Source organism: Bradyrhizobium sp. JHI2711 (assembly GCF_056156565.1).
In genome coordinates this window covers 1,461,511-1,483,561 of record NZ_JBPZPT010000002.1, presented here as the reverse complement: position 1 = coordinate 1,483,561, position 22,051 = coordinate 1,461,511, and the positions used below count along the sequence as shown (strand labels likewise).

Genomic DNA, 22,051 nt, shown 5'->3' with positions numbered 1-22,051 from the left:
CGATCGCGCGTGCGGAAGCGAGAGAACCGCCATCGCAACGCCCGGGCCCTCCGCCAAAACGCCACGCGGGCGCTATCGCACGAGATCGATCAGGAGCAACGCGGCGCTTGTGAACAGTCCTGCGATCGGCACCCAAATGGGCACGAAGAACACGCCGGCGGGAGGCTTGGATTCTCTCGTCTTGATGCGAAGAAGCGCCAGGTTGACCAGGACGAAGATCCCGAGCGTCAGGCGTGAGGTCCATTCGGCCAATCCGGTCAAGGGAATGCCGAGCGCGAGGATCAGGATGGCGCCCACGCCGAAGAGGGTTGCAACCACCGGCGCTCCGCTTCTGGCGTTCACCCGGGCCAGAAAGGCCGGAAGGCTGCCTTGGTCCGCAAGCCCGTACAGCACACGTCCGATCATCAGCATGTGAACGATGATCCCGTTGACCGTCGCAACGATCGCGATGACGCTCAATACCGAGAGGGGAAGACCAGTCAACCGCTGAAAGACCAAAGCAAGCGGAGCCGAGGCGTGCGCGAGCTCGGCCGGGTGCACCGCGACCACCGCAACCCAGACGACAATCATGTAGAGGAGCGCCGTCACGCCGAGGGTGATGAAGAGCGCCCAAGGCAGCGTTTGGGACGGATTTTTCATTTCCTCGGAGATGTTCACGAGGTGCTCGAACCCGATGAATGCAAACACGGCGAGCAGCGATGTCTGTGCGATCCCGGTCCACGCTGCTTTATCGTTCAGGGGAGCCAACAGTTCGGGCAGCCGGGAGACCAGGGCGTCGCCCTCAAACAGCCCGGCTCCGACAATGAGGACCAATCCTCCGATCTCCACGACCGTCATCAAGCCGGCGAAGCTGATGGACTGAACCGCGGACAGGCAGGCGATCGCTCCCATCGCGAGCACAACGCCGGCGATGATCCAGCTGGCAGGCAGCGGCAGGAACACGCTGATGTAGCCGGCGCTCCCAACGGTGATGGTCGCGCCCGAAATCGTCGCTGCAGCCACCACGAGCAACCCTGTGGCACCGCTGAGCCATTTTCGATGAAACGCGGCCTGGACATAGGCGGCCTCGCTCGCCGCGACCGGCAGTCGCGTGCCCAGTTCGGCAAAGCTCCCGGCCGTCACGCCCATCACGACCGCGGCAACGAGGAACGCCAGAGGTGCATGCATTCCGCTCCGGGCAGCGGCCGCGCCCACCAGGACGTAGATTCCGGCGCCGATCGTCACGCCGAGCCCATAGAGGACCGCGTGCGTGAGCGTCAGCGATCTGACGAGTTTCGTAGACCCGAGCGGCGCCACCTCCTGCATCACCAAGCGTCAATGCGAAAACAGGATCGGGATCGGCGGCTTGGACAGCAGGCCCCTGGTCGCGCCGCCGAGCACGAATTCCCGCCACCTCGGCGTTCCGTACGCGCCCATCACGAGGACGTCGATGCCGTGGGACAGCACGTAAGATGTGAGGACCTCGTCGATCGGCTTGCTCTCGGCATCGATCTCATCCAGCACGACCTCGATGCCGTGACGAGCCAGGTTCTTCGCCAGTTCTCGGCCGGAATGTCTGGAATCCAGGGGCTTTTCATTGGTGACAGTCACGACGCGCACACTTCTTGCGCTTTCAAGCAAAGGAAGTGCGTCGGAAACCGCTCGCGCAGCGGTGCGGCTGAAGTCCCAAGCCACGCAGATGGCGTCGAGCCGCAACGGACGCGACCGCGGGCCGGTGGGCAGGATCAGCGTCGGCCTGCCGGATTCGAAGATCACCTCCTCGGCGTACCCCAGATCATGGGAGTCCGGCACCGCCATGATCGTGAGATCCCGAAGCCTTGCATAGTCAACCAGCAGCGCGGCCTCGCTGGCGGTTGCACAGTGCTCGAAGATGGTCTCATGCCGGACGCCGGATTTGTCGGCGGAGGCTTCGAATGCGGCAAGCAGGGCTTTCGCATTCTCGCGGCTCTTGGCGGCCTCGCGCGCAATAAGCGCGGGTATGTCCAGGATGACATCCCCGAGCAGGCTTGCGCGCACCTCCGCATGGACCTCGCAGGAAATGGCTGCGAGGTGCGCCCCCAGGGTGGCGGCCACCGAGACGGCATCGTCGATCACTGAAACCGGCGTCGGCTCCGGGTAGCTCGCCAGGGTCAACAGAACATCCTTGAAAGCCATGTGTGCCTCCTTTGACGAGTCGGAACCTAACGCTGTCGAGATGCTCCTTCTTGACCCACCGCAACCGATTTAGCCGGATGGCTGTGGCAAAACGGCCCAGGCTCGAACGATGGCGCCGGAACAGAACGCTTTGGTTCGGCGGCGCCTGCCTTGCGGGAGGGGCCAGCGCAATGCCAGCTCGCGAAGCGCGCTCGGACAATAAAAAACGCGGCGTTACCGCCGCGTTTTTCGATTCTCAACTGCCGCTTGGAATTACGCCTGCGGCTGCGGCTCCAGGCCGGGATCCGGATCGGGACGCGGGCGCGGCTTGCCGGCCGGGGGCACGGCGGAGGCGCGCGGTGTGGTCGGCTCGAGCACGGACTCACGGTTCGGCTTCTTGCCCTTGAGCAGGTCGACGATCTCGTCGCCGGTCAGCGTCTCGAACTCGAGCAGGCCCTTGGCCAGCGTCTCGAGATCGGCGCGCTTCTCGGTGAGGATGCGCGTCGCCTCCTTGTAGCCTTCCTCGACCAGACGCTTGATCTCGGAATCGATCTTCTGGACGGTGGCTTCGGAGGCGTTCTGCGTGCGCGACACCGACATGCCGAGGAAGACCTCGTCCTGGTTCTCGCCATAGGAGACGGTGCCGAGCTCTTCCGACAGGCCCCAGCGCGTCACCATCATGCGGGCCAGGCGCGTGGCCTGCTCGATGTCGGACGCCGCGCCCGAGGTCACCTTCTCGCGGCCGAAGATCAGCTCTTCGGCGACGCGGCCGCCCATCATGATGGCGAGGCGCGAGGTCATCTGCTCCAGCGACATCGACAGCTTGTCGCGCTCGGGCAGCTGCATGACCATGCCGAGCGCACGGCCGCGCGGGATGATGGTCGCCTTGTGGATCGGATCGGTCGCGGGCACGTTGAGGCCGACGATGGCGTGGCCGCCCTCGTGATAGGCCGTGAGCAACTTCTCTTCCTCGGTCATGACGAGCGACTTGCGCTCGGCGCCCATCATCACCTTGTCCTTGGCCTCCTCGAACTCGGCCTGCGTCACCATCCGCTTGTTGCGGCGGGCGGCGGTCAAAGCGGCCTCGTTGACGAGGTTCATCAGGTCGGCGCCGGAGAAGCCCGGGGTGCCGCGCGCGATGGTCTTGAGGTTGATATCGGGCGCCAGCGGAACCTTGCGAACATGCACCTTCAGGATCTGCTCGCGGCCGACGACGTCGGGGTTCGGCACCACGACCTGACGGTCGAAGCGGCCCGGACGCAGCAGCGCGGGATCGAGCACGTCGGGACGGTTGGTGGCGGCGATCAGGATCACGCCTTCGTTGGCCTCGAAGCCGTCCATCTCGACCAGCAGCTGGTTCAGCGTCTGCTCGCGCTCGTCATTGCCGCCGCCGAGACCGGCGCCACGGTGACGACCGACGGCATCGATTTCGTCGATGAAGATGATGCAGGGCGCATTCTTCTTGGCCTGCTCGAACATGTCGCGGACGCGGCTCGCGCCGACGCCGACGAACATCTCGACGAAGTCGGAACCGGAGATGGTGAAGAACGGCACGTTGGCTTCGCCCGCGACCGCACGCGCGATCAGGGTCTTACCGGTGCCGGGAGGGCCGACCAGCAGCACGCCGCGCGGAATGCGGCCGCCGAGGCGCTGGAATTTGCCGGGGTCGCGCAGGAACTCGACGATCTCCTGCAGGTCCTGCTTGGCTTCGTCGACGCCGGCGACGTCTTCGAAGGTGACGCGGCCATGGGCCTCCGTCAGCATCTTCGCACGCGACTTGCCGAAGCCCATCGCCTTGCCGGCGCCGCCCTGCATCTGCCGCGACAGGAAAATCCAGACGCCGATCAGCGCGATGAAGGGCAGCCAGGAGACCAAGAGCGAGACGAACCACGGCACGTTGTCGCCGGGCGGCTTCGCGGTGATCTGCACCTTGCTGTCATAGAGGCGCTTTACCAGCGTCGGGTCGTTCGGCGCGTAAGTCTGGAAGCTGGAGCCGTTGGTGAAGGTGCCGTGGATGTCCGGCCCCTGGATCACGACGTCGCGCACATTGCCGCGGTCAACTTCGCTCAGCAGCTGCGAGAAGGCGATGTCCTGCGAGGAGGCCCGCTGACCCGGATTCTGGAAGAGCGTGAACAACGCCAACAGCAGCAAGACAATGATGACCCAGAGGGCGAAATTGCGCAGATTGGCGTTCATCGATCTTCCTTCGTGGTCGCGCGGATCGCGGCCGTGATCCTTGGGCAGTTGATTTGGTCAATGCGAGGAAATCCCAAGGAATCCTCATCGTTAGACGGATACAATTTAGGTGCCGCCCCGGTCGCTGCCAAGGGAACGAGATGGGACTATTTATCCCATCTTAGCGCGATTCCCGCTGAAATCATGGCGTCCGAACCCGGGTTTTTCCTGCCTGGTTAAGGTGGCCTGACGGCACGGACGCGAATTGACCGGTGTCATGATCCGCTCTCGTCGCGCTCATCTGCCCTTGCGCCGCCGGGCCGGCGCCGGCGCGATCTGGATACGCCCGCCGGCAAGGCTGATCAAGGCTCCCGCGAGGGTCTGCTTCAGAACCGGCCGGCCAGTTGCGGCTGCACCGGGGCCGGCGATCGCCCGATCAAGCACCGACATCAGGGTTTCGACCTTGCCGAGTTCCGCCGGCCCTTCATGGCCGAGCGCGTTGATGGCCCGCAGCAGGAGCCGCAGCCGCACCTCCTCCGGCAGGGCGGCAAAGGTCGCGGCCTCGAAGCTCCTGACACTCGCCTGCGGCGCATCGCCGCGATCCCGCAGGCGGAGGAAGCGCTCGGCGCCGTCGGCAAGCACCTCGACCGCCGCATTGGCCCGCGCCAGCCTTGTCGCGAGCCGCGCCAGATTTCTGGCGTCGCCGCCCTCGGCCGCGAGGAGCGGCAGCAGCGCGCGCAGCCGCGGCCGTGTGAAGGCGGTGTCGCGGTTGGTGGGATCCTCGGCAAAGCCGATCCTCGCCCGCCGCAAGGTCGCGATCAGCTGCGATTTCGGAACGTCGAGCAACGGGCGCGCCAGCACGATTCCGTCGCGCTCGGTGAATGGAGCCATGGCCGAGAGCCCGGCAAGTCCGCTGCCGCGGAACAGGCGCATCAACAGGGTCTCGGCCTGATCGTCGCGGGTGTGGGCCGTCAGGACATGGCTCGCGCCGGCGGCACGCGCGGCCTGTGCGAGCAGGCGATAGCGGGCCTCGCGCGCGGCGGCAGGCAGCCCCGTCTTCGGCTTTTCACCGCGCCAGCGCAGGGTCCGGTGCGGCAATCCGAGCGCCGAGGCGAGCCGCTTGACCTCGCGCGCCTCGCGGGCGGCCTCCGGGCGCAGGCCGTGATCAATCGTGACGACCGTGAGTTGCGGGCCTCGCGCGAGGCTGCGCTGCCAGCGCGCTGCAAGCCACATCAGGGCAACCGAGTCGGGCCCGCCGGAGACCGCGAGCACCAGCGCCGGGGCATCTCTCAGGCCCGCGAAGAGCCGCCTCGCCTCGCGCGCCGAGATCGGTGAATCGTCGTCGTCTGACATGACGCTGCAATCGTCCGCGGGAATGGATCGAATGTTTAGCGCAACGCCATCCGCTTTGTCAGCGGATCAGCACTTCACCCGCTTCTGCTCGCGATCGACGGCGGCTTTGACGCCGGCGGAGGCGCGCGGATATTTGCGGCCGATCTCGCCGAAGGCGGCGCAGGCGGCCTCCTTCTCCTTCAGCGCGGCGAGCGACTGGCCGAGCCGCAGCAGCGCATCCGGCGCCTTGGCCGATTTCTCGTATTTGGTGGTGACGGCGAGGAACGCTTCGGCGGAATCGCGATATTGCTGGCGCTGGAAATAGCTCTCGCCGAGCCAGTATTGCGCGTCGCCGACCAGCGGGTCGCTCGGAAATTTCTGCGTGAAGTTCTTCATGGTCTGCTCGGCCAGCGCGTAGTCCTTGCGCTGCATGTAGCCGATGCCGAGGTCGAACTCGTCGCGGGGCGTCGCCGACGGCGGCAGGGTGGCCAAAGCAGCGCCACCGGCCGGTGCGGGATAACCCGATTGTGCCGGCGGATAGCCGGGCTGCGCGGCCGGCGGCACACCTTGTTGGTAGCGCGGGCTGGTGTTGGCGAGATCGAGCGGCTCGCCCGCATTGCGGCCGCCGCCAGGCGTGACCGCCGGCATCGGCTGCTGCCCGCCGCCGAGTGCGCGCGGCGCGCCGGGTGCATTCGGGTTCTGGTTGGGGTCGAAGGCATCGCCGCGGCGGCGTGTGCCGGGAGCGCCGGGCGCCGGCTGCTCCTGAACGATCGGCGCGGGCGCGGCGATCTGCGGCTGCTCGTAGCTCGGCTGCGCGGCTTGCTGTTGCGGCGGCGGCTGGCGATAGCCGGGCGCGACCTGACCTGGTGCAATCTGGCTGGGTGCGATCTGCGCGGGCGGCATCGCCGCGACGTTGGGTGCCTGCCCGGGCGCCCCTTGCGCGCCGCCCTCGAGCGCCCGCAGGCGCTCTTCGAGCTGGCGGTTGCGATATTGCAGCTCCTCGTTCTGGCCGGTGAGCTGGCGCAGCCGGTTCTCCAGCCGCTCGATCCGCATCTCCGGGTCGACATCATCCGACTGCCCGTAGACCGATTGCGCAAGCGCGGGCGAGCACAAAGAGAGCAGCGCGGCGGTCGCCGCGGTACCGGTAAAAGCCTTAAATCTGGATGACATCTTGCCCTGACGACGAAAGCGAAATGGCCTGCGACGGAACCCTCGACGCGCCACACATCGAAGTGGAGTACGCCAAAAATGTGACTGATACCAAGGGGTTTTCAGTCACAGAATGCTGAAACGAAACCGGCGCCCGAGAGGGCGCCGGCATCATCCAATTGCAAAGCTGAACGGGGCCTGACTGACCACCGGGGACCTGACCGAGCGTCAGGAGCTGGCGTTCAGGACAGTGACGGCGCGGCGGTTCTGCGACCAGCAGGAGATGTCGTTACAGACGGCGACCGGCCGTTCCTTGCCGTAGGAGATCGTGCGCATGCGGTTCGGGTCGATGCCGCGCGAGGCGAGGAACGAACGGACCGACTGGGCACGGCGGGCGCCGAGCGCGATGTTGTATTCGCGGGTGCCGCGCTCGTCGGCATGACCTTCGATGGTGAAGGAGTAGCGCGGATAGGTCTGCAGCCACTGCGCCTGCTTCTCCAGGGTCACGATCGCCTGCGGGGTCAGATCGGTCTGGTCGCTTTCGAAGAACACGCGGTCGCCGACGTTGACGACGAAGTCCTGCTGGCTGCCGGGCGTCGCCGCATTGGCCATCGCATCCGTCGCGGCATTCTTGTTGGCGCAGGCGCCCATCGACAGCGCGACGGCGAGCACCGCGGCCAGCTTCAATCCCTGGAGGATACGCATAGGATGTCTCATTCCGGAGCCTCCACGCTCACGTTAGTCCACTGCTGTCCGGTCTACAGGGGGTTGGTTAAGCGAACGTTCCGTCAACCTTGACGGAACCTTGCCTCAGCCGGTCAAATGCCCCCAACCAGCGAAAAGCAAACGTCATGGTTAATGGGTTGTAAATGTGGCGCGAGGGTGAAGGCAAGCCGCGTCGGCCGGCAAAAGAGCCGGCACTTGCTGGAATTTTGGGCCGAAATGACCGGCGAGCGCCCGCCTAGACTGAACCGAGCGCTTGAGAGGCCACGTCCAGGGTCCGCGGCGTGGTGAGCAGAATCGGCCGCGTGGCGGCCTGCCGGGGGATGCTGCGTTCAAACAGCATGCGCCGCTCGAACGCGCTGGAGCGCATGATCGGAAAGCGCGCGAGCACCTTGTCCCGCTGCCGCCGGACGTCGGTGGCCATCAGGACCGCCTTCTTGGTGGGCCAGCCCGGAAAGCCCCGCGGCTCCGGCGAAATGGTCTCGTGCAGGAAGATGCGGCGGTAGAACGCCTGATGATCGGTCCGGATCATGGCAAGGCCGGTGTCGGCGTTGAAATGATCGCACGCGACAAAGGCGAGGCGGACGGTCAAATAGGGCAGCTCGGGAAAACGGTGGTGCTTGTCGGGATCTGCAACGAGCCGGCATGGATCGACAAAAACCTCGCCGCGATCGAGGCGGGGATGCAGGATGTCGCCGAACACCTCGGTGGTATAGGACATCCGCCATTCCGACGTCAGCAGATGGATGCGGACGGAGCTGCAAAGCTCTCCGTCAACATAGACCCCGAAATTCCAGGTGTTGGGCGTTTCGTCGAAACGATCGCTGACGCGCAGCGAAGGTGATGGCTCGATCAGACCGGCCTGCAGATAGGCGCGGTAGCGCATCAGATACAGGTTGTCCTTGTCCTCGGGCGTTTCGATGAGCCGATAATCGATGCGGTCAAACAACGCGGCGCCTCGTGGAAGGAGCGCCGTGTTCGGTTCGGCTCCGGACTTCATCTGCAACCTCTGACTCCAAGCAACTTCCACGAGTAGCCAGACCTTAATGGTTCCTTAACGGAATTGCAAAGCTATAGAATCGTTAGGGTTAACCTTTGCGAGCCCGCAAGACTACGGTGCCGATGGGAGCCGATTGCGAGAGAGGGGAAGGGAATCGGGCCTATCGCGACGACACGAGGGCGAGCTGGTCGTCGGGCACGCGACGACCATGCGAGGCGTTGAGCAATTGCCGGATCCGCACCGCCGGTACGGGCCGGCTGAACAGGTAGCCCTGCCCTTCGGTCACGGTGCCGTCGGCGCTGATCAGCTCGAGCTGCTCGTTGGTCTCGATGCCTTCGACCACGACGGCCATGCCGAGGTCGGCGGACAGCCGCGCGACACCGCGCAGCAGCGTCAGCGGCCGGTCGGAATCGATGCCTTCGAGGAAGGAGCGATCGATCTTCACCTTCTGCATCGGGAAATTGTGCAGGTAGCTGAGGCTGGAATAGCCGGTGCCGAAATCGTCGAGCGAGATGCGCACGCCGAGCGCATGCAATTGCGACAGGATGTCGTGGGTGAGCTGGGTGTTGCGCAGCAGCGAGGACTCGGTGATCTCGATCTCCAGACGATGCGCCGGCAGGCCCGACACTTCGAGCGCGTAGCGGATTTCGCTCAGGACGTCGCGCTGGTGGAATTGTTGCGGCGAGAAATTAACGGCGACGCTGACACCCTCCGGCCACTTCATGCATTCCATGCAGGCGCGGCGCAGGATCCAGCGGCCGAGATCGACGATCAGGCCCATGTCCTCGGCGACCGGGATGATGTCGACCGGCGAGACCGTGCCGCGCACCGGATGATTCCAGCGCAGCAGCGCTTCGCAGGTGGTGATCTTGCCGGACCTCAGATTGACCAGCGGCTGGAAGAACAGCTCGAATTCCTCGTTGGCGAGCGCCTTGCGCAGGTCGAGCTCGAGGATGCGGCGCGCCTCGACGGTCGCGGCCATCTCGTCGCGGAAGAAACAATAGGTGCCGCGGCCGTCGGCTTTGGCGCGGTACAGCGCCATGTCGGCGTTCTTGAGCAGCGTGTCGGCGCTGGTGCCCTCCGGCGAGGTCAGCGCGATGCCGACGCTGGCGCCGATCTCGACCAGATGATTGTCGATGCGGTACCGCTCGCTCAACCGCTCGACGATGCGGCGGGCGAGTGCCGCGGCATCCTCGGGCGACGTGAGGTTCTGCTGGAACACGACGAACTCGTCGCCGCCGAACCGGGCGACGAAATCCTCGGGGCGCAGCATCTCGCGCAGGCGGTTGGCGACGGCGCACAGGAGCTGGTCGCCGCAGGGATGGCCCAGCGTGTCGTTGACCTGCTTGAACTGGTCGAGGTCGATGAACAGCAGCGCGGAGAGCTGCGCCGCATCGTGGGAGACAGCCAGCAGGTGCTCGATCTGGTCGCGGAAGTTGACCCTGTTCGGCAACGCCGTCAGGTCGTCGTATCGCGCAAGATGGGTGATCTTGGCCTCGGCGTTGCGCCGCTCGGTGATGTCCTCGAGCAGCAGCACCGCCCCTCCGTCCGCCATCGGCTGAACGGTCCAGCACAGTGACCGATTTCGCTCCAGGTTCGCCTCGGCGGTGATGATCTCCTTCTCCCGCGAACTTTCGATGCCGGCGACGATATGCTCGCCGTCCGCGCTCGAGATGGATCTTGCCTGCACGCATGCCGCGATGATGTCGCGCGCGCTGGCGCCGCTCCGAGGCAGATGGTCGGGCAGGTTCATCATCGCCGCGAAGCGGTGATTCATCACCGCGAGCTGGCCATCGCGATGGAACATGCAAAGACCGTGCGGCATGTTGTTGAGGGCGGTATCGAACTGGCCCGCAAGTGCGGCTTCGCGCTCGCGCGCCACCACGGCGCCCATGAAGATCCGGTGCAAGTTGACCGAGAGCTGCATGATCGCCAGCAGGAAGGCCGCGCTCACAACGGCCATCGCGATGTAGTAGGGCGTGCCGCGCCACGCCAATGCCAGCACCGCCGGGGCGAAAATGAGCAGCGCCTGCAGATGGAAGATCGACGGTCGTCCGTACGCCCTTCCCGCTCCCCCTGCGGCAATGCCTGTCGTGACCGACAGGGCAATCATATGCGCGACCGCGTCGTCGGTGGCGAGCAGAGTCGTGCCGCACCAGATGCCGATCGCCGCGGCCTGGATCTTCGCGCCGATCTGATACCGCGCCTGCCAGCGTTTGGCCGCCTCGGCGGTCACGCTCGACTTGCGTCCCTGATAGCGACGCAAATCGATCGCCCGCACCGTTCCGGCCAAGACGAGCAGCGCCACGCACGCCCAAATCAGGGGCTCACCTGTCTTCAGCGCAGTCAGCGCAGCACCGATCGACACGAAGATGAGACCGGCCAGCAGCGGTCCGGGCGCTTCAAAGAGCGAATCGATCTGCGCCGCCGGATTGACCGGCGGCGGCTGCCCCTGCTCTCCGCTCTGGCTTGCGAACTGCATTTTGGTTTGTACGCGCGTCCTGTTCAGCGCGTAGTCTTACCCAGCCGAGATGAAGCTTTTCTGAGGGAACATCGTTAAAGTCGGGTTGTTTTTCGGCAATAGCGAAATGATTTTCGCTGGAATATCAAGCAGGTAGGCAAGCCTTGCCGGGCGCAAGGTGAAGGAAGTGTTGCCGGTCACGGCAAACTCGGAAAAAATCGGCGCGGTTTTTCGAAAACATCGCGCGTCTGAACGCGCGATGTTTCAACTGCGCCGTTGTCAGCCCGAGGTCGAGGACAACAGCGGCGACCATGCCGGGTCCGAGGCAAAGCCCGGCGTCGGCACCTTCAATTCGTTGCGGCCGGAGATGTCGACCGAGTACAGCGACGGCCCGCCATTGCCGCCGGGATCGCGGAAGAACATCAGCACGCGGCCGTTCGGCGAGAAGGTCGGGCCTTCGTTGTGAAAGCCGGAGGTGAGCAGCCGCTCGCCCGAGCCGTCGGGCTTCATGACGCCGATCGCGAACTGCCCGCCGCCCTGCCGGGTGAAGGCGATGTAGTCGCCCTTCGGCGACCACACCGGCGTCGAATAGCTGGCGTTGGTGTCATCCTTGGAGAAGGAGATGCGCTGCGCCTGTCCGCCGCCCGCACTCATCACGTAGATCTGCGACCTGCCGCCACGATCGGACTCGAAGCAGATGCGGCTGCCATCGGGCGAATAGGACGGCGAGGTGTCGATCGCCGGCGTGTCGGTGAGACGCGTGGTCGAGCGCGAGCGCAGATCCATCACGAACAGGTTGGAATTGCCGCCCTGCTGCAGGCTCATGATGACGCGCTGCCCGTCCGGCGAGAAGCGCGGCGCAAAGGTCATGCCGGGGAAATTGCCGACGATCTCGCGCTGGCCGGTCTCGATGTTGTAGAGATAGACCTTCGGATCACCCTGGCCGAACTCCATGTAGGTGATCTCTTGCGAATTCGGCGAGAAGCGCGGCGTCAGCACGAGGTCGGAGCCGCGGGTCAGATAGCGCACATTGGCGCCGTCCTGGTCCATGATCGCGAGCCGCTTGACGCGGCGCTCCTTCGGCCCGGTCTCGTCCACGAACACGACGCGGCTGTCGAAATAGCCCTTCTCGCCGGTCAATTTCTCATAGATCTGATCGGAGATGATGTGCGCGATGCGGCGCCAATATTCCGGCGAGGTGAAATATTGCTGGCCGGTGAGCTGCTGGCCGGAGAGGACGTCCCACAGGCGGAATTCGGCCTTCAGGCGGCCGTCCGGCTGCCGCGTCATGCGGCCGGTGACCAGAGCCTGCGCGTTGATGGTCTTCCAGTTCTCGAATTGCGGCGCGACGTCGATGTTGCTGATGCGCTCAATGAAGGCGGCCTGGTCGATCGGCGCGAACAGGCCCGAGCGCTTCAGGTTGTTGGTGATGACCTGCGTGACACCGTTAGCGACGTCGCTGTCGGAGGGCGAGCCGGGCACGAAGTTGCTGATCGCGATCGAGATGGGCTGAAATCCGCCGGGACTGACTTGAAGTCGCCCCTGCGCTGTCGCGGCGCCTCCGGCCAGCAGGGTGACTGACGATCCCGCGGCCGCGATGAATCCACGTCGCGTCAGAAATGGCATCTTGTTCACCTGAGTTAATTCATGTCTCATCTACTGCTGATCTTTCATATCGAAAGTCAGCGCAATCGTTTTCCAAGTGTCGTACTGAGCTTTGGGCAAGAACGTGTAGGCCTGACACTGTTGGATCGCACGCTTGGCACTCTCCGCCATCGCATTTGCAATTGCCCGAGACGGTCCTCGAACCGCGACAATCACAGGCGCTGACGCGAGCGTGCCGTCGGGGCGCATCTGAATGTCTATGTCGGCCGTAAACTGATCCCTGTCCTGAGCATCATAAGGGAAATTGAAGCAGTGCTTGACGGCAGCGACGAAAGCTCCCTGCCAAGTCGCGACGTTGTTGGCGGCCGTCCCTGTCGCTGTGCCCAGCGAGGCTGATGCATTCAACGCCGAGCCGGTCTGCTCGTGCCGGGTCGCGGCGCGCTTGTCGAGGTCGCGCTGGATCTGCGCGGGGTCGAAGGTGCGCTCCTTGGGCTTAGGCTGCTGCTGCGGCTGCACCGCCGCGACCTTCTGCTCCACGGGCTTCGGCGGCGGCTTCTTGGCCTCCATCTTCTTCTGCAGCTCGGCGATCGGATCTTCCTTGGCCGGATCAGGCTTCTTTTCCTGCGGCTTCGGCTCTTCCTTCGGCTTGGCCTCCGCCACGGGCTTCGGCGGCTCCGGCTTCTTCTCCACCGGCTTCTCGACCGGCTTCGGCGGCGGCTCCGGCTGGGAGTTGGTCTTGATCAGCTCTTTCTTCTCGGTGACCTTGCCGACGGCGTCTTCCTCGGGCTTGGGCTCCGCGATCTTCTCGACCTTCGGCTTCGGCTCTTCCTTCTTGCCGGTCTTCTGCCCCGCCATCATCTTGGCGAGCTGATCGGAGGAGATGATGTCGATCGGAAGCGATTCCTGCGTAGCGATGTAGGCCTTGCTGCTGAAGGTGACGAGCCCCCATCCCAGCACGAGGACATGCAGGGCAATCGACGCAACGAGTGTCTTGTCGACGTTCACCTTCACGGCCTCAAGACCCCTGATCCGCTTCCGTGACGAGCGCCAGCTTCTTGAATCCGGCGCCCGAGAGCTGGCCCATCACCTTGGCCACGGTGCCGTAATCCGCCTTCTTGTCGGCGCGCAGATAGATGCGTTCCTCGAGGCCGCCGCGCGCATCGGTGATCGCCTTCAGCTTCGGGATCAGCTCGTTCAGCGCAATCTCGGTGTCGTTGATGAACACCTTGCCCTTGATGTCGACCGACATCTGGATCGGCTTCTGGTCGTTGTTTTCGAGGCTCTTGGCACTGGTCTGGGGCAGGTCGAGCGGGACGCCGACCGTCAACATCGGTGCCGACACCATGAAGATGATGAGCAGCACCAGCATGACGTCGACCATCGGCGTGACGTTGATCTCGGCCACGACCGGCTTGCGCCGGCCGCGGCGCCCGCCGCCGCCGGACGAACTCGCAACGTTCATGGCCATGATCGCGTGCCCAGATTGCCCTTCACACTATACATGCCGTCCGTCAGCCCCGCTCGTCGATCTGACGAGACAGAATGGCTGAAAATTCATCAGCAAAGCCCTCGAGCCGCTGGGCCTGCCGGTTCACCTCGGAGGTGAACTTATTGTAGAAAATAGTGGCAGGAATGGCGGCGATAAGGCCGACGGCGGTCGCAAACAGCGCCTCGGCGATACCGGGGGCGACCACCGCCAGAGAGGTATTTTTCGAGGCCGCGATCGACTGGAAGCTCGACATGATGCCCCAGACCGTGCCGAACAGGCCGACGAAGGGGCCGGCGGAGCCGACGGTCGCCAGCACCAGAAGGCGCCGTTCCAGCCGCTCGACCTCGCGCGCAATCGAGACGTTCATCACCTTGTCGATGCGCATCTGCAGCCCTGCGACCGAGCGGGCATGGCTCTCGAACGAGCGCTTCCACTCGCGCATCGCCGCCACGAAGCACGCCGCCATTGAATGCGTCGGCTTGGCCGATAGCGTGCGATAGAGCTCCTCGATCGACTCGCCGGACCAGAACGCCTGCTCGAACCGGTCCATCGAGCGGCGCGTGCGCGCGTAGAGAAAGATCTTGTCGATGGCGATCGCCCAGACCCAGACCGAGCAGGCCAGAAGCCCCAGCATCACCGCTTTCACGATCCAGTGAGCCTGCCAGAACAGCGCGATCAGCGACACGTCGGCGGAGGCAGCAACCGGAAGGGCTGACTGAGCCAATTCGGCCGGATTCATAAGCAGTATCCTCTCAAGGCGATCGTTACCTAATGTCCTTCGGCCAGCAAATCGCGGCCGGTGTTCCCCAACAGCCGCGCTGGACCCGCGCGGCGGGCAAGCCCGCTCAAAGCCTTGTCTTTCTGGGGTGCAGGGCTCGTCCAAAGGCTCGTCAAAAGCCGGCCGCCTGCATTCCCCGCCAAGATGTCAAAACTAAGGGGCCTCGACCCCAGGCCTTGACGTCGGGCTCCGGGCACGCCTGTCCGCACATACCAGAGCCCGCCCATGGTTAATGCGGGGTTACCGGCGGCGCATTTGGTTGCAGGAAAGACAGTCCGTGCAGGGGGATGGACCCCGGATCCCGTGTTCCGGACCCACCGGCCGGAGGAACCTGCTCTCGTGCCGAAAATTGTCCGGAAAATCACTCTCAGCGAGGTCCTGCCATGTCCATCAACCCCAAGACGACCGCCGCGATCGGCGATCACCCGCTCCACCCCATGCTGATTCCGTTCCCCGTCGCGTTCCTGGTCGGCGCTCCCATCGCCGATCTGGCCTTCATCGGAACCGGCGACGGTTTTTGGGCACGCGCCGCGATGTGGCTGATCGGCGCCGGCATCGTCATGGCGCTGGTTGCCGCCGCAGCCGGCTTCACCGACTTCTTCAGCGAGCCACGCATCCGCCGCCTGAACGATGCCTGGTACCACATGGTCGGCAATCTCGCGGCGGTGGTGCTGGCCCTGGTCAATTTCTATCTCCGCTACGCCCAAGGCGCGGAGGCGGCGATCAAGCCCTGGGGCGTCGTGCTGTCCCTGGTCGTGGTCGGCATCCTCCTGTTCACGGGATGGAAGGGCTGGGAAATGGTCTATCGCCACCACGTCGCGGTGCTGGATGCGCCGGGCCAGACCAGCTCGGAGCCGGTCAACCCGCATCATGGCGGCGAAAGCCACCGCCGCGCCGCCTGAGCGACAGTCAAGCGGACGAAGCGGCCGCAAGGCAATTGGTGAGCCGCGCGGGATTGCCGATTGCGGTGCAGCCGCCAGGCACGTCACCGGTCACGACAGTCCCGGCGCCGATCTTGGCGAAGTCGCCGATCTCGATGTCGCCGAGGATGGTCGCGCCGGAGCCGATGAACACGCCGCGACCGATGCGAGGCGAGCGCATCGGCAGGTCGCCATGGCGTCCGATGCTGACATTCTGAAGGATGGTCACCTCGTCGCCGATGACGACATTGGCACCGATCACGATGCCGGTGGCATGGTCGAGATAAACCGACGAGCCGAGGCTCGCGGCCGGATGAATGCTGACCTGCAGGACGTTCGAAGCCTCGTTCTGCAACAGCAGCGCCGCATCACGATGGTCATGACGCCATAGCCAGTGCGAGACGCGCCAGGACTGCAGGGCGACATAGCCCTTGAAGTGCAGCAGCGGCGGCAACAATCCGGCGATGGCGGGATCACGGAGCACGATGGCGCGCAGATCGCGGCCGGCCGCTTCGACCAGATCCGGTTGGCCGCGAAAGGCATCGCGGGAAAACGTCGTGAAGCGCTCGCGATCGGCGGCGCTGCCGCCCAGCCGACGCCCGATCAGATCGGCCAAGGCAGCGGTAAAATCGTCATGGGCAAGGATGGCATCGGCGACAGCCTTGCCGAAGACGGGATCCGCCGCTGCGGCGCGCCGCGCCTCGCCGCGTATCTCCTGCCAGAGGATGTCGCTCGCCACGATCGCAGTCTCCGTCCGCATTGCCGCCTGCGGTGTTTTGACGCTTGCTTCTCGCTGTCGAATATAGGACGCAGGCCGCCTGCGCGCCAATTGGCGTCGGCAACACGCGCGGCCACCTGTGCGCCATGCTCCCCGTAAGGCTACGGGCTTGCTTGCCAGAGAGCTGCGGCCAGCCTTCGGCCGAAGCCCGCGGTGGCATCCGCGGGTTTTGGTACCCGCCGGACGTCAAGCTGCCGGCCAGTTCCGAATCCACGTCATCCGAGGTCACGCTCAAATATGCCGCTCAACGCCCCCGCCGACGACCAGCACGACGACATCATGTATCCATCCGCCCTGCCGTTCCTGCTGGTCCATCTCGGCTGCCTTGCGGCAATCTGGTCGGGCGTCACCTGGCAGGCGGTCGCGATCTGCGTCTCACTCTATTGCTTGCGGATGTTCGCGATCGGAGCCGGCTACCATCGCTATTTCTCGCATCGGGCGTTTGCGACCAGCCGGGTGTTTCAGTTCATCCTGGCCTGCCTTGCGCAAAGCAGCGCCCAGAAGAGCGTGTTGTGGTGGGCCGCCAAGCATCGCCACCATCACCTGCATTCCGACACTGAAAACGACGTGCATTCACCGCGTCACCGCGGCTTCCTCTATAGCCATCTCGGCTGGATCTTTTACCGGCAGCACGACGCAACCGACCTCGTGAAGGTCGGCGATCTCGCCGCCTATCCCGAGCTGATGTGGCTGCATCGGCTGGAGCTGCTGCCGGCCTTCGTGCTGGCAGGGCTCTGCTTCCTGGTCGCAGGATGGCCGGGTCTGGTGGTCGGCTTCCTCTGGAGCACGGTGCTGGTCTATCACGCGACCTTCTGCATCAATTCGCTTGCCCATGTGCACGGGCGCAAGCGCTACGTGACCGGCGATGATTCCCGTAACAACTGGCTGCTGGCATTGGTCACGCTGGGTGAGGGCTGGCACAACAATCACCACGCCTATCAGAGCAGCGTGCGACAGGGCTTTCGCTGGTGGGAGGTCGACGTGACCTATTACATCCTGACGCTGCTGTCGTGGATCGGCGTCGTCTGGAACATGAAGGCGCCGCCCGAACAGGTGCTGCGCAACGAGCAGCCGCTCGGCGCGCGGGTCATCCAGCGGGCGGCCCGCGAGCTCGCCGGACGGTTCGATGCGCAAACCCTGGCGCATGCGATCTCGTCGGCACGCCGCCGGGCCGATCTCGCCCAGTTGCAGCTGCCGACGCTGCACGACATCCTCAATCGCGCGCATGAAGGTGTCGACGCGCTGACGCATCTGCATCTGCCGAAGATCCCGACACGCGAGGAGTTTCTCGCGGAGGCCAAGGCGATGTTCGCGCGAACGCGATCGCTCAACGAGATCGTCGACCACGCCTACGAATACTTCCTGGCCTCGGTTCACGCGCAACTCGCCACGGCGCGCTGAAACTCCACGCCATGCGACACCGGCCGGCAGCGGTCATGTTGCCGGGGCGCGTCCATCGCGGGCGCGGCCGGGGTCAGCCTGCTTGCGGAGGCTGAGCGCATAGAGCCAGCCGCCTGCGGCGATCAGCACGGGCAGGACGAAAAGCGCGAAATCGCGGAGCAGGATCATGGGACGATACTTCCCTTCGCGAACGACACCGCGCGGCTGAGTGCGTACGATGCGCCCCAATATAGATAGGCGCTAAGAAACAACCGCCAGGACTCACCGAGCTGCCACTCCGGGTAGAGCTGAACTTCCGTGGGCCACCCATTGAGGAACGCAATCGCCACCGGCACCACAGGGCCGAAGCGCTCGAACAACACGGCCGCGCGCTCGAACAATGCGAGGCGCTGGCTGATTTGTTTGCGTTCAATGTTGGTCATGATCGTGCCCGTCGGCGCCGCGGAGGCGCAGTCAAGGCTTGGTCGGTGCTCGCGCGGTCCGGGTTCTATCGATCCTGCACATCTGCGTGATGGGCCTCGCAAAGCCCTCGCAGGCGCTTCGCATCGCCAGGACGACCATCGAAGTGTGACATAAACCAAACCGCCCGCCTGCGGGTTGCGCAGGCGGGCGGCTCGGGGCCATCAGGACTTTGGGGGCATGCGCCTGAAGGCTTTGAGAGGTGTAATTCTTCGGATCAGCCCTGCTGCTGGTCGGTCGGCGGCGGGGTCGGACGCGTCTTGTGCTGCGCCATGAACTGATCGAACTCTTCCTTGTCCTTGGCGTGACGCAGGCGGTCGAGGAAGTTCTTGAACTCGACCTGCTCTTCCTCGAGCCGGCGCAGTGTCTCACTGCGATACTCGTCGAAGGCGCGGTTGCCGGAGGACGGCGGGCCGAAGCCAAAGCCGAAGCCGCGGCGCTCCATGCGGTCGCGCATGCGATCCATCTTGTACTGCATCTTTTCCATCTTGTTCTGCCAGCGATCCTGATTGCTCCAGCACGACATTCTTCTGCTCCCGAGTGTGAAAAAGAGGAGGGCAAGTCCGATCGGCCACCAGATGATGAAGCCGAGAATGGTCACGGCGATCCAGCCGGGATGCCAGGGCGTGTCCAGCATGCGGGGGCGCTCGTAATATTGCTGTTGGTCCGACGGGCCGCGCCAGCGATTGACATCAGCGGTGTAGGCCATTTCCCTTCTCCATCACGGCACCAGCGCCGTTGTGAATGTAAATAACATTTACATAGCTAGACCATCCCGCGATTTTGTCAAGCTGGCAGCAAGACACGCCCGCGTGATTACTTGCGCAATCTTATTTCGGCTTGCCCCAGGGGCTGCCGGGCGGCAGGCCCGAACCGGAGGGAGCCTCCGGCGGCACCGGCGGCGGCTCGGCGCCCCTGGCCGGAGGACGGCGGTCGATCGGGAAGCCGAGGCCGCGCAGATAAATCAGTACCTCGGCCTCCAGCAGCTCGTCCGGCGACATCGGCAGCTTGCGTCGCGCAGCATCGCCGCGGGAAAACAGCGAGGCCACGCCATGCGACATCGACCAGATGTGCAGCGCCATCATCATCGCCGGCGGGCGGGGTGTGCCGGGCGGCGTCAGTGCGGCGAGCCGCTCGGCTGCGGCTCGAATGATGTTGAAGGCGCGTTCGCTGGCCGCCTGAAGGGCGGGATTGGCATCGACCGGCACGCCCGATTCGAACATCGCGTTGTAGAAGGCCGGCTCCGCGCGGGCAAAGGCGAGATAGGCCTTGCCGACGCGCTCGAAGGCGGTGACGGTGTCGGGCCGCCCGTCGTCCCACGCCGCCGACAGGCGCGCCTCGAACTGCTCGAAACCGCGCTGGGCGATCGAGGACAGCAGCTCGTCACGGTCGCGGAAATGCCGGTAGGGCGCCGCCGCACTGACTCCGGCCATGCGCGCGGCATCGGCGAAGGTGAAGCCGGCCGCCCCCTTCTCGGCGATCAGCCCGAGGGCCGCCTGTAACAGGGCTTCCTTCAGATTGCCGTGGTGATAGCCGCGCTCGGCGCGGCGCTGCTCCTTGCGCCAGCTCATGTGAACGACCTTTACATGAGCCGGGCGTGAAGGTCACTAGCGGCGGCCGGACTGGTTAACCCGTATTTTCACGTCATTCCGGGGCGATACGGAGCATCGAACCCGGAATGACGGGTGACCGGGGCTACATCTCCGGAATCGGCAGCACGGGCATGACCTCGATTGCCTCGCCCGGGAAGATCGCAAAATGCGGATGGTTCTCGAACAGCTTTGCAGCGTCCTCCTGCGAGGCGGCACGCACCACCGTGAAACCGGTCAGCGCGTTGCTGACCTCGGTGATTCCGCTCCCGTCGATCCTGCGGGTCTTGCCGAGCGGGCCGCCCATCTCGACGATCACGGATTTGTGCTTCTCGACCCAGCCGTGCCAGGCGGCCATGCCCTCCTGCTCCTTCGCCTTCCGCTCGGCCTCGGGCAGCGCGCGCCACGCCGCCATTTTCGATCCGCTCGTGCTGCCGAGATAGACGGCGAGAAATTTGTGTTCGGTGCTCATGGGTTTTCTCCTTCAGATTGATTGGGAATCGCGCAGCCGCCGTCTCGTCTACGTCTTCAGGTCGCCGAACCCGGCGACGATCTCCTGCACTTCGGGCGAGTAGTCGGCCATCTCCTGCACCTGGCGGACCTCGATGATCTCGTTGGCTGAAGCGGGACATTTCTTGGCCCAGGCGATCGCCTCGGCGCGCGAGGCGACCTCGATCATCCAATAGCCGCCCAGGACTTCCTTGGCTTCCGCGAAGGGCCCGTCGGTGACGATGGGCTGGCCGGTCGCAAACGAGACGCGTGCCCCGGTCGACGGCGGGTGCAGCCCATCGAGCGTGATCAGCACGCCTGCGTCCTTCAGCGCCTCGTTGTAGCGCATCATCGCGGCGACGCGCTCGGGATCGAGCTGCAGCTCCGGCGGCGCGTTCTCGTAGCCGAGCGGGATCATCAGCATCATGAATCGCATGGGAGTTCCTTGCTGCTCTCAGTCATTCCGATATGTCCTGCGGCGGAAACGGCCGGGCCCGCGTCCCCTCCAAGACGAACGGCCTTCTGCCGGGCCGACAGCGGGACAGAAATTATTTCGAGGCCGCAGCGCAGCCGCGGCTGGCGCATTCTGGGCCGCATCGGGCTCGATCGGCTCGGCGAGGCCTTTCATGCCGGAACGAAAGCGCAGTAAAAGGAACCGGCGCTTCGCGCGCTGCTCCCGGACACAGGACAGATCAGGCAATGCCGCAAGCCCCGCAAAAAGTCGCCCTCGTCACCGGTGCCGCCCGTGGCATCGGGCTTGCGACCGCGAAGAAATTCCTGGCCGAGGGCTGGCGCGTGGCCCTGCTCGACATCGAGCACGAACTGCTCGGCCGCGCGGTCGCGGACATCGGCCAGAGCGAGGCGACGCTGGCGCTGACCTGCGATGTCGCCGACGCGGCCGCAGTCAGCACCGCAATGACGACGATCGAGCGGCGGTTCGGCCGGCTGGACGCGCTGGTCAACAATGCCGGCATCGCGGTGTTCGCGCCGCTGATGGAGACGTCGGATGCCGACTGGCGCCGCGTGCTCGAGGTCAACCTCACCGGACCGTTCCTCTGCACTAAGGCCGCGGTGCCCCTGATGCGCGACGGTGGTGGCGGCGCCATCGTCAACATCACCTCGATCTCAGCCGTGCGCGCTTCGACACTGCGCTCGGCCTACGGCACCAGCAAAGCAGGCCTTGCACACCTTACCAAGCAGCTCGCGGTCGAGCTCGCCTCCCTCAACATCCGCGTCAACGCGGTCGCACCGGGGCCGGTCGACACCGCGATGGCGAAGCAGGTGCACACCAAGGAGATCCGCGCCGACTATCACGACGCCATTCCGCTCAACCGCTACGGCCTGGAAGAGGAACTCGCGGAAGCGATCTATTTCCTGTGCTCGGGCCGCGCGAGCTACATCACCGGCCAAATTTTGGCCGTGGACGGCGGCTTCGATGCGGCGGGCATCGGCCTGCCGACGCTGCGCGGGCAAAGGCGCAACGGGTAGGCGCAGGATTTGTAGGGTGGGCAAAGGCGCAACGCGCCGATCCCAAATTTGCGGTGCGGATGGTGGGCACGCTACGCTTTGC

23 protein-coding genes are annotated in these 22,051 nt (G+C 64.9%); 3 read left to right on the top strand and 20 right to left on the bottom strand.

Annotated features, from left to right (window positions below; translation table 11 throughout):
- Positions 1-72 precede the first annotated feature (72 nt).
- From ACTEK7_RS19510 to tolQ, 13 genes are all read right to left on the bottom strand, one after another.
- The gene (locus ACTEK7_RS19510; RefSeq protein WP_225146444.1) at positions 73-1,305 is read right to left on the bottom strand and encodes an APC family permease; all 1,233 of its coding nucleotides are present in this window, start codon (positions 1,303-1,305) and stop codon (positions 73-75) included.
- A gap of 9 nt (positions 1,306-1,314) precedes the next feature.
- Positions 1,315-2,154, bottom strand: coding sequence for a universal stress protein (locus tag ACTEK7_RS19505; protein ID WP_225146443.1), 840 nt, complete (start codon positions 2,152-2,154; stop codon positions 1,315-1,317).
- 252 nt (positions 2,155-2,406) lie between these two features.
- Positions 2,407-4,329, bottom strand: coding sequence for an ATP-dependent zinc metalloprotease FtsH (gene ftsH / locus ACTEK7_RS19500; RefSeq protein ID WP_035998585.1), 1,923 nt, complete (start codon positions 4,327-4,329; stop codon positions 2,407-2,409).
- 276 nt (positions 4,330-4,605) lie between these two features.
- A complete protein-coding gene (tilS, locus tag ACTEK7_RS19495; protein WP_225146442.1) occupies positions 4,606-5,661 on the bottom strand; it encodes a tRNA lysidine(34) synthetase TilS in 1,056 nt (351 codons plus the stop codon).
- Between the two features lie 66 nt (positions 5,662-5,727).
- Positions 5,728-6,810 carry a tol-pal system protein YbgF gene (gene ybgF, locus ACTEK7_RS19490; protein ID WP_109142503.1) on the bottom strand — a complete coding sequence of 361 codons (1,083 nt, stop codon included), beginning with the start codon at positions 6,808-6,810 and terminating at the stop codon, positions 5,728-5,730.
- Positions 6,811-7,017: 207 nt separating this feature from the next.
- Positions 7,018-7,506 carry a peptidoglycan-associated lipoprotein Pal gene (gene pal, locus ACTEK7_RS19485; protein WP_035998574.1) on the bottom strand — a complete coding sequence of 163 codons (489 nt, stop codon included), beginning with the start codon at positions 7,504-7,506 and terminating at the stop codon, positions 7,018-7,020.
- Positions 7,507-7,750: 244 nt separating this feature from the next.
- Positions 7,751-8,512 carry an N-acyl amino acid synthase FeeM domain-containing protein gene (locus ACTEK7_RS19480; RefSeq protein WP_035998571.1) on the bottom strand — a complete coding sequence of 254 codons (762 nt, stop codon included), beginning with the start codon at positions 8,510-8,512 and terminating at the stop codon, positions 7,751-7,753.
- A gap of 160 nt (positions 8,513-8,672) precedes the next feature.
- Positions 8,673-10,994: a putative bifunctional diguanylate cyclase/phosphodiesterase gene (locus tag ACTEK7_RS19475; protein ID WP_036021865.1), complete on the bottom strand. Its 2,322-nt coding sequence runs from the start codon at positions 10,992-10,994 to the stop codon at positions 8,673-8,675.
- Between the two features lie 36 nt (positions 10,995-11,030).
- Positions 11,031-11,174, bottom strand: a complete 144-nt coding sequence (locus tag ACTEK7_RS19470) for a hypothetical protein (protein ID WP_225112956.1) — start codon at positions 11,172-11,174, stop codon at positions 11,031-11,033.
- A gap of 78 nt (positions 11,175-11,252) precedes the next feature.
- The gene (gene tolB / locus ACTEK7_RS19465) at positions 11,253-12,599 is read right to left on the bottom strand and encodes a Tol-Pal system beta propeller repeat protein TolB (RefSeq protein ID WP_225112957.1); all 1,347 of its coding nucleotides are present in this window, start codon (positions 12,597-12,599) and stop codon (positions 11,253-11,255) included.
- A gap of 30 nt (positions 12,600-12,629) precedes the next feature.
- Positions 12,630-13,589, bottom strand: a complete 960-nt coding sequence (locus ACTEK7_RS19460; protein WP_225146441.1) for a protein TolA — start codon at positions 13,587-13,589, stop codon at positions 12,630-12,632.
- A gap of 4 nt (positions 13,590-13,593) precedes the next feature.
- Positions 13,594-14,046 carry a protein TolR gene (gene tolR, locus ACTEK7_RS19455; protein ID WP_036021864.1) on the bottom strand — a complete coding sequence of 151 codons (453 nt, stop codon included), beginning with the start codon at positions 14,044-14,046 and terminating at the stop codon, positions 13,594-13,596.
- A gap of 43 nt (positions 14,047-14,089) precedes the next feature.
- Positions 14,090-14,806, bottom strand: a complete 717-nt coding sequence (gene tolQ / locus ACTEK7_RS19450; RefSeq protein ID WP_008546343.1) for a protein TolQ — start codon at positions 14,804-14,806, stop codon at positions 14,090-14,092.
- 422 nt (positions 14,807-15,228) lie between these two features.
- On the opposite strand from tolQ, the gene ACTEK7_RS19445 reads away from it, so the two are divergent.
- Complete coding sequence (locus tag ACTEK7_RS19445) at positions 15,229-15,747, top strand: DUF2231 domain-containing protein (protein ID WP_035998550.1); 519 nt, start codon at positions 15,229-15,231, stop codon at positions 15,745-15,747.
- A gap of 7 nt (positions 15,748-15,754) precedes the next feature.
- On the opposite strand, the gene ACTEK7_RS19440 is transcribed toward ACTEK7_RS19445, so the two are convergent.
- On the bottom strand, positions 15,755-16,525 hold the full coding sequence (locus ACTEK7_RS19440; RefSeq protein WP_225126320.1) for a serine acetyltransferase domain-containing protein: 771 nt from the start codon (positions 16,523-16,525) through the stop codon (positions 15,755-15,757).
- Positions 16,526-16,780: 255 nt separating this feature from the next.
- On the opposite strand from ACTEK7_RS19440, the gene ACTEK7_RS19435 reads away from it, so the two are divergent.
- Positions 16,781-17,944 carry an acyl-CoA desaturase gene (locus tag ACTEK7_RS19435; RefSeq protein WP_225146440.1) on the top strand — a complete coding sequence of 388 codons (1,164 nt, stop codon included), beginning with the start codon at positions 16,781-16,783 and terminating at the stop codon, positions 17,942-17,944.
- Between the two features lie 33 nt (positions 17,945-17,977).
- Here the strand turns inward: ACTEK7_RS19435 and ACTEK7_RS19430 are convergent, their stop codons facing one another.
- The 6 genes from ACTEK7_RS19430 to ACTEK7_RS19405 form a co-directional block, all read right to left on the bottom strand.
- Positions 17,978-18,112: a hypothetical protein gene (locus tag ACTEK7_RS19430; RefSeq protein WP_260344240.1), complete on the bottom strand. Its 135-nt coding sequence runs from the start codon at positions 18,110-18,112 to the stop codon at positions 17,978-17,980.
- Positions 18,109-18,366, bottom strand: coding sequence for a hypothetical protein (locus tag ACTEK7_RS19425; RefSeq protein ID WP_057028074.1), 258 nt, complete (start codon positions 18,364-18,366; stop codon positions 18,109-18,111). The genes ACTEK7_RS19430 and ACTEK7_RS19425 overlap by 4 nt, the downstream gene beginning before the upstream one ends.
- Before the next feature lie 254 nt (positions 18,367-18,620).
- Positions 18,621-19,112: a DUF2852 domain-containing protein gene (locus ACTEK7_RS19420; protein ID WP_035998538.1), complete on the bottom strand. Its 492-nt coding sequence runs from the start codon at positions 19,110-19,112 to the stop codon at positions 18,621-18,623.
- A gap of 121 nt (positions 19,113-19,233) precedes the next feature.
- Positions 19,234-19,974 (bottom strand): TetR/AcrR family transcriptional regulator, encoded by a 741-nt coding sequence (locus ACTEK7_RS19415; protein ID WP_057028075.1) that lies wholly within the window; start codon positions 19,972-19,974, stop codon positions 19,234-19,236.
- Between the two features lie 124 nt (positions 19,975-20,098).
- Positions 20,099-20,464: a YciI family protein gene (locus tag ACTEK7_RS19410; protein WP_036021849.1), complete on the bottom strand. Its 366-nt coding sequence runs from the start codon at positions 20,462-20,464 to the stop codon at positions 20,099-20,101.
- Positions 20,465-20,512: 48 nt separating this feature from the next.
- Positions 20,513-20,917, bottom strand: a complete 405-nt coding sequence (locus ACTEK7_RS19405) for a YciI family protein (RefSeq protein ID WP_035998515.1) — start codon at positions 20,915-20,917, stop codon at positions 20,513-20,515.
- A gap of 263 nt (positions 20,918-21,180) precedes the next feature.
- Between ACTEK7_RS19405 and ACTEK7_RS19400 the strand changes: the two genes are divergently transcribed.
- Positions 21,181-21,969: an SDR family NAD(P)-dependent oxidoreductase gene (locus tag ACTEK7_RS19400; RefSeq protein WP_036021843.1), complete on the top strand. Its 789-nt coding sequence runs from the start codon at positions 21,181-21,183 to the stop codon at positions 21,967-21,969.
- The last annotated feature ends 82 nt before the right edge of the window (positions 21,970-22,051 follow it).

Bases quoted from the DNA above. Each gene is read 5' to 3' on its own strand.
- ACTEK7_RS19400 (WP_036021843.1), top strand. From the start codon at position 21,181: ATGCCGCAAGCCCCGCAAAAAGTCGCCCTCGTCACCGGTGCCGCCCGT.
- ACTEK7_RS19475 (WP_036021865.1), bottom strand. From the start codon at position 10,994: ATGCAGTTCGCAAGCCAGAGCGGAGAGCAGGGGCAGCCGCCGCCGGTC.
- ACTEK7_RS19415 (WP_057028075.1), bottom strand. From the start codon at position 19,974: ATGAGCTGGCGCAAGGAGCAGCGCCGCGCCGAGCGCGGCTATCACCAC.
- ACTEK7_RS19440 (WP_225126320.1), bottom strand. From the start codon at position 16,525: ATGCGGACGGAGACTGCGATCGTGGCGAGCGACATCCTCTGGCAGGAG.
- ACTEK7_RS19510 (WP_225146444.1), bottom strand. From the start codon at position 1,305: ATGCAGGAGGTGGCGCCGCTCGGGTCTACGAAACTCGTCAGATCGCTG.
- ftsH (WP_035998585.1), bottom strand. From the start codon at position 4,329: ATGAACGCCAATCTGCGCAATTTCGCCCTCTGGGTCATCATTGTCTTG.
- tilS (WP_225146442.1), bottom strand. From the start codon at position 5,661: ATGTCAGACGACGACGATTCACCGATCTCGGCGCGCGAGGCGAGGCGG.
- ACTEK7_RS19405 (WP_035998515.1), bottom strand. From the start codon at position 20,917: ATGCGATTCATGATGCTGATGATCCCGCTCGGCTACGAGAACGCGCCG.
- ACTEK7_RS19425 (WP_057028074.1), bottom strand. From the start codon at position 18,366: ATGACCAACATTGAACGCAAACAAATCAGCCAGCGCCTCGCATTGTTC.
- ACTEK7_RS19435 (WP_225146440.1), top strand. From the start codon at position 16,781: ATGCCGCTCAACGCCCCCGCCGACGACCAGCACGACGACATCATGTAT.
- tolQ (WP_008546343.1), bottom strand. From the start codon at position 14,806: ATGAATCCGGCCGAATTGGCTCAGTCAGCCCTTCCGGTTGCTGCCTCC.
- ybgF (WP_109142503.1), bottom strand. From the start codon at position 6,810: ATGTCATCCAGATTTAAGGCTTTTACCGGTACCGCGGCGACCGCCGCG.
- ACTEK7_RS19480 (WP_035998571.1), bottom strand. From the start codon at position 8,512: ATGAAGTCCGGAGCCGAACCGAACACGGCGCTCCTTCCACGAGGCGCC.
- tolB (WP_225112957.1), bottom strand. From the start codon at position 12,599: ATGCCATTTCTGACGCGACGTGGATTCATCGCGGCCGCGGGATCGTCA.
- ACTEK7_RS19430 (WP_260344240.1), bottom strand. From the start codon at position 18,112: ATGATCCTGCTCCGCGATTTCGCGCTTTTCGTCCTGCCCGTGCTGATC.
- ACTEK7_RS19410 (WP_036021849.1), bottom strand. From the start codon at position 20,464: ATGAGCACCGAACACAAATTTCTCGCCGTCTATCTCGGCAGCACGAGC.
- ACTEK7_RS19445 (WP_035998550.1), top strand. From the start codon at position 15,229: ATGTCCATCAACCCCAAGACGACCGCCGCGATCGGCGATCACCCGCTC.
- pal (WP_035998574.1), bottom strand. From the start codon at position 7,506: ATGAGACATCCTATGCGTATCCTCCAGGGATTGAAGCTGGCCGCGGTG.
- tolR (WP_036021864.1), bottom strand. From the start codon at position 14,046: ATGGCCATGAACGTTGCGAGTTCGTCCGGCGGCGGCGGGCGCCGCGGC.
- ACTEK7_RS19420 (WP_035998538.1), bottom strand. From the start codon at position 19,112: ATGGCCTACACCGCTGATGTCAATCGCTGGCGCGGCCCGTCGGACCAA.
- ACTEK7_RS19505 (WP_225146443.1), bottom strand. From the start codon at position 2,154: ATGGCTTTCAAGGATGTTCTGTTGACCCTGGCGAGCTACCCGGAGCCG.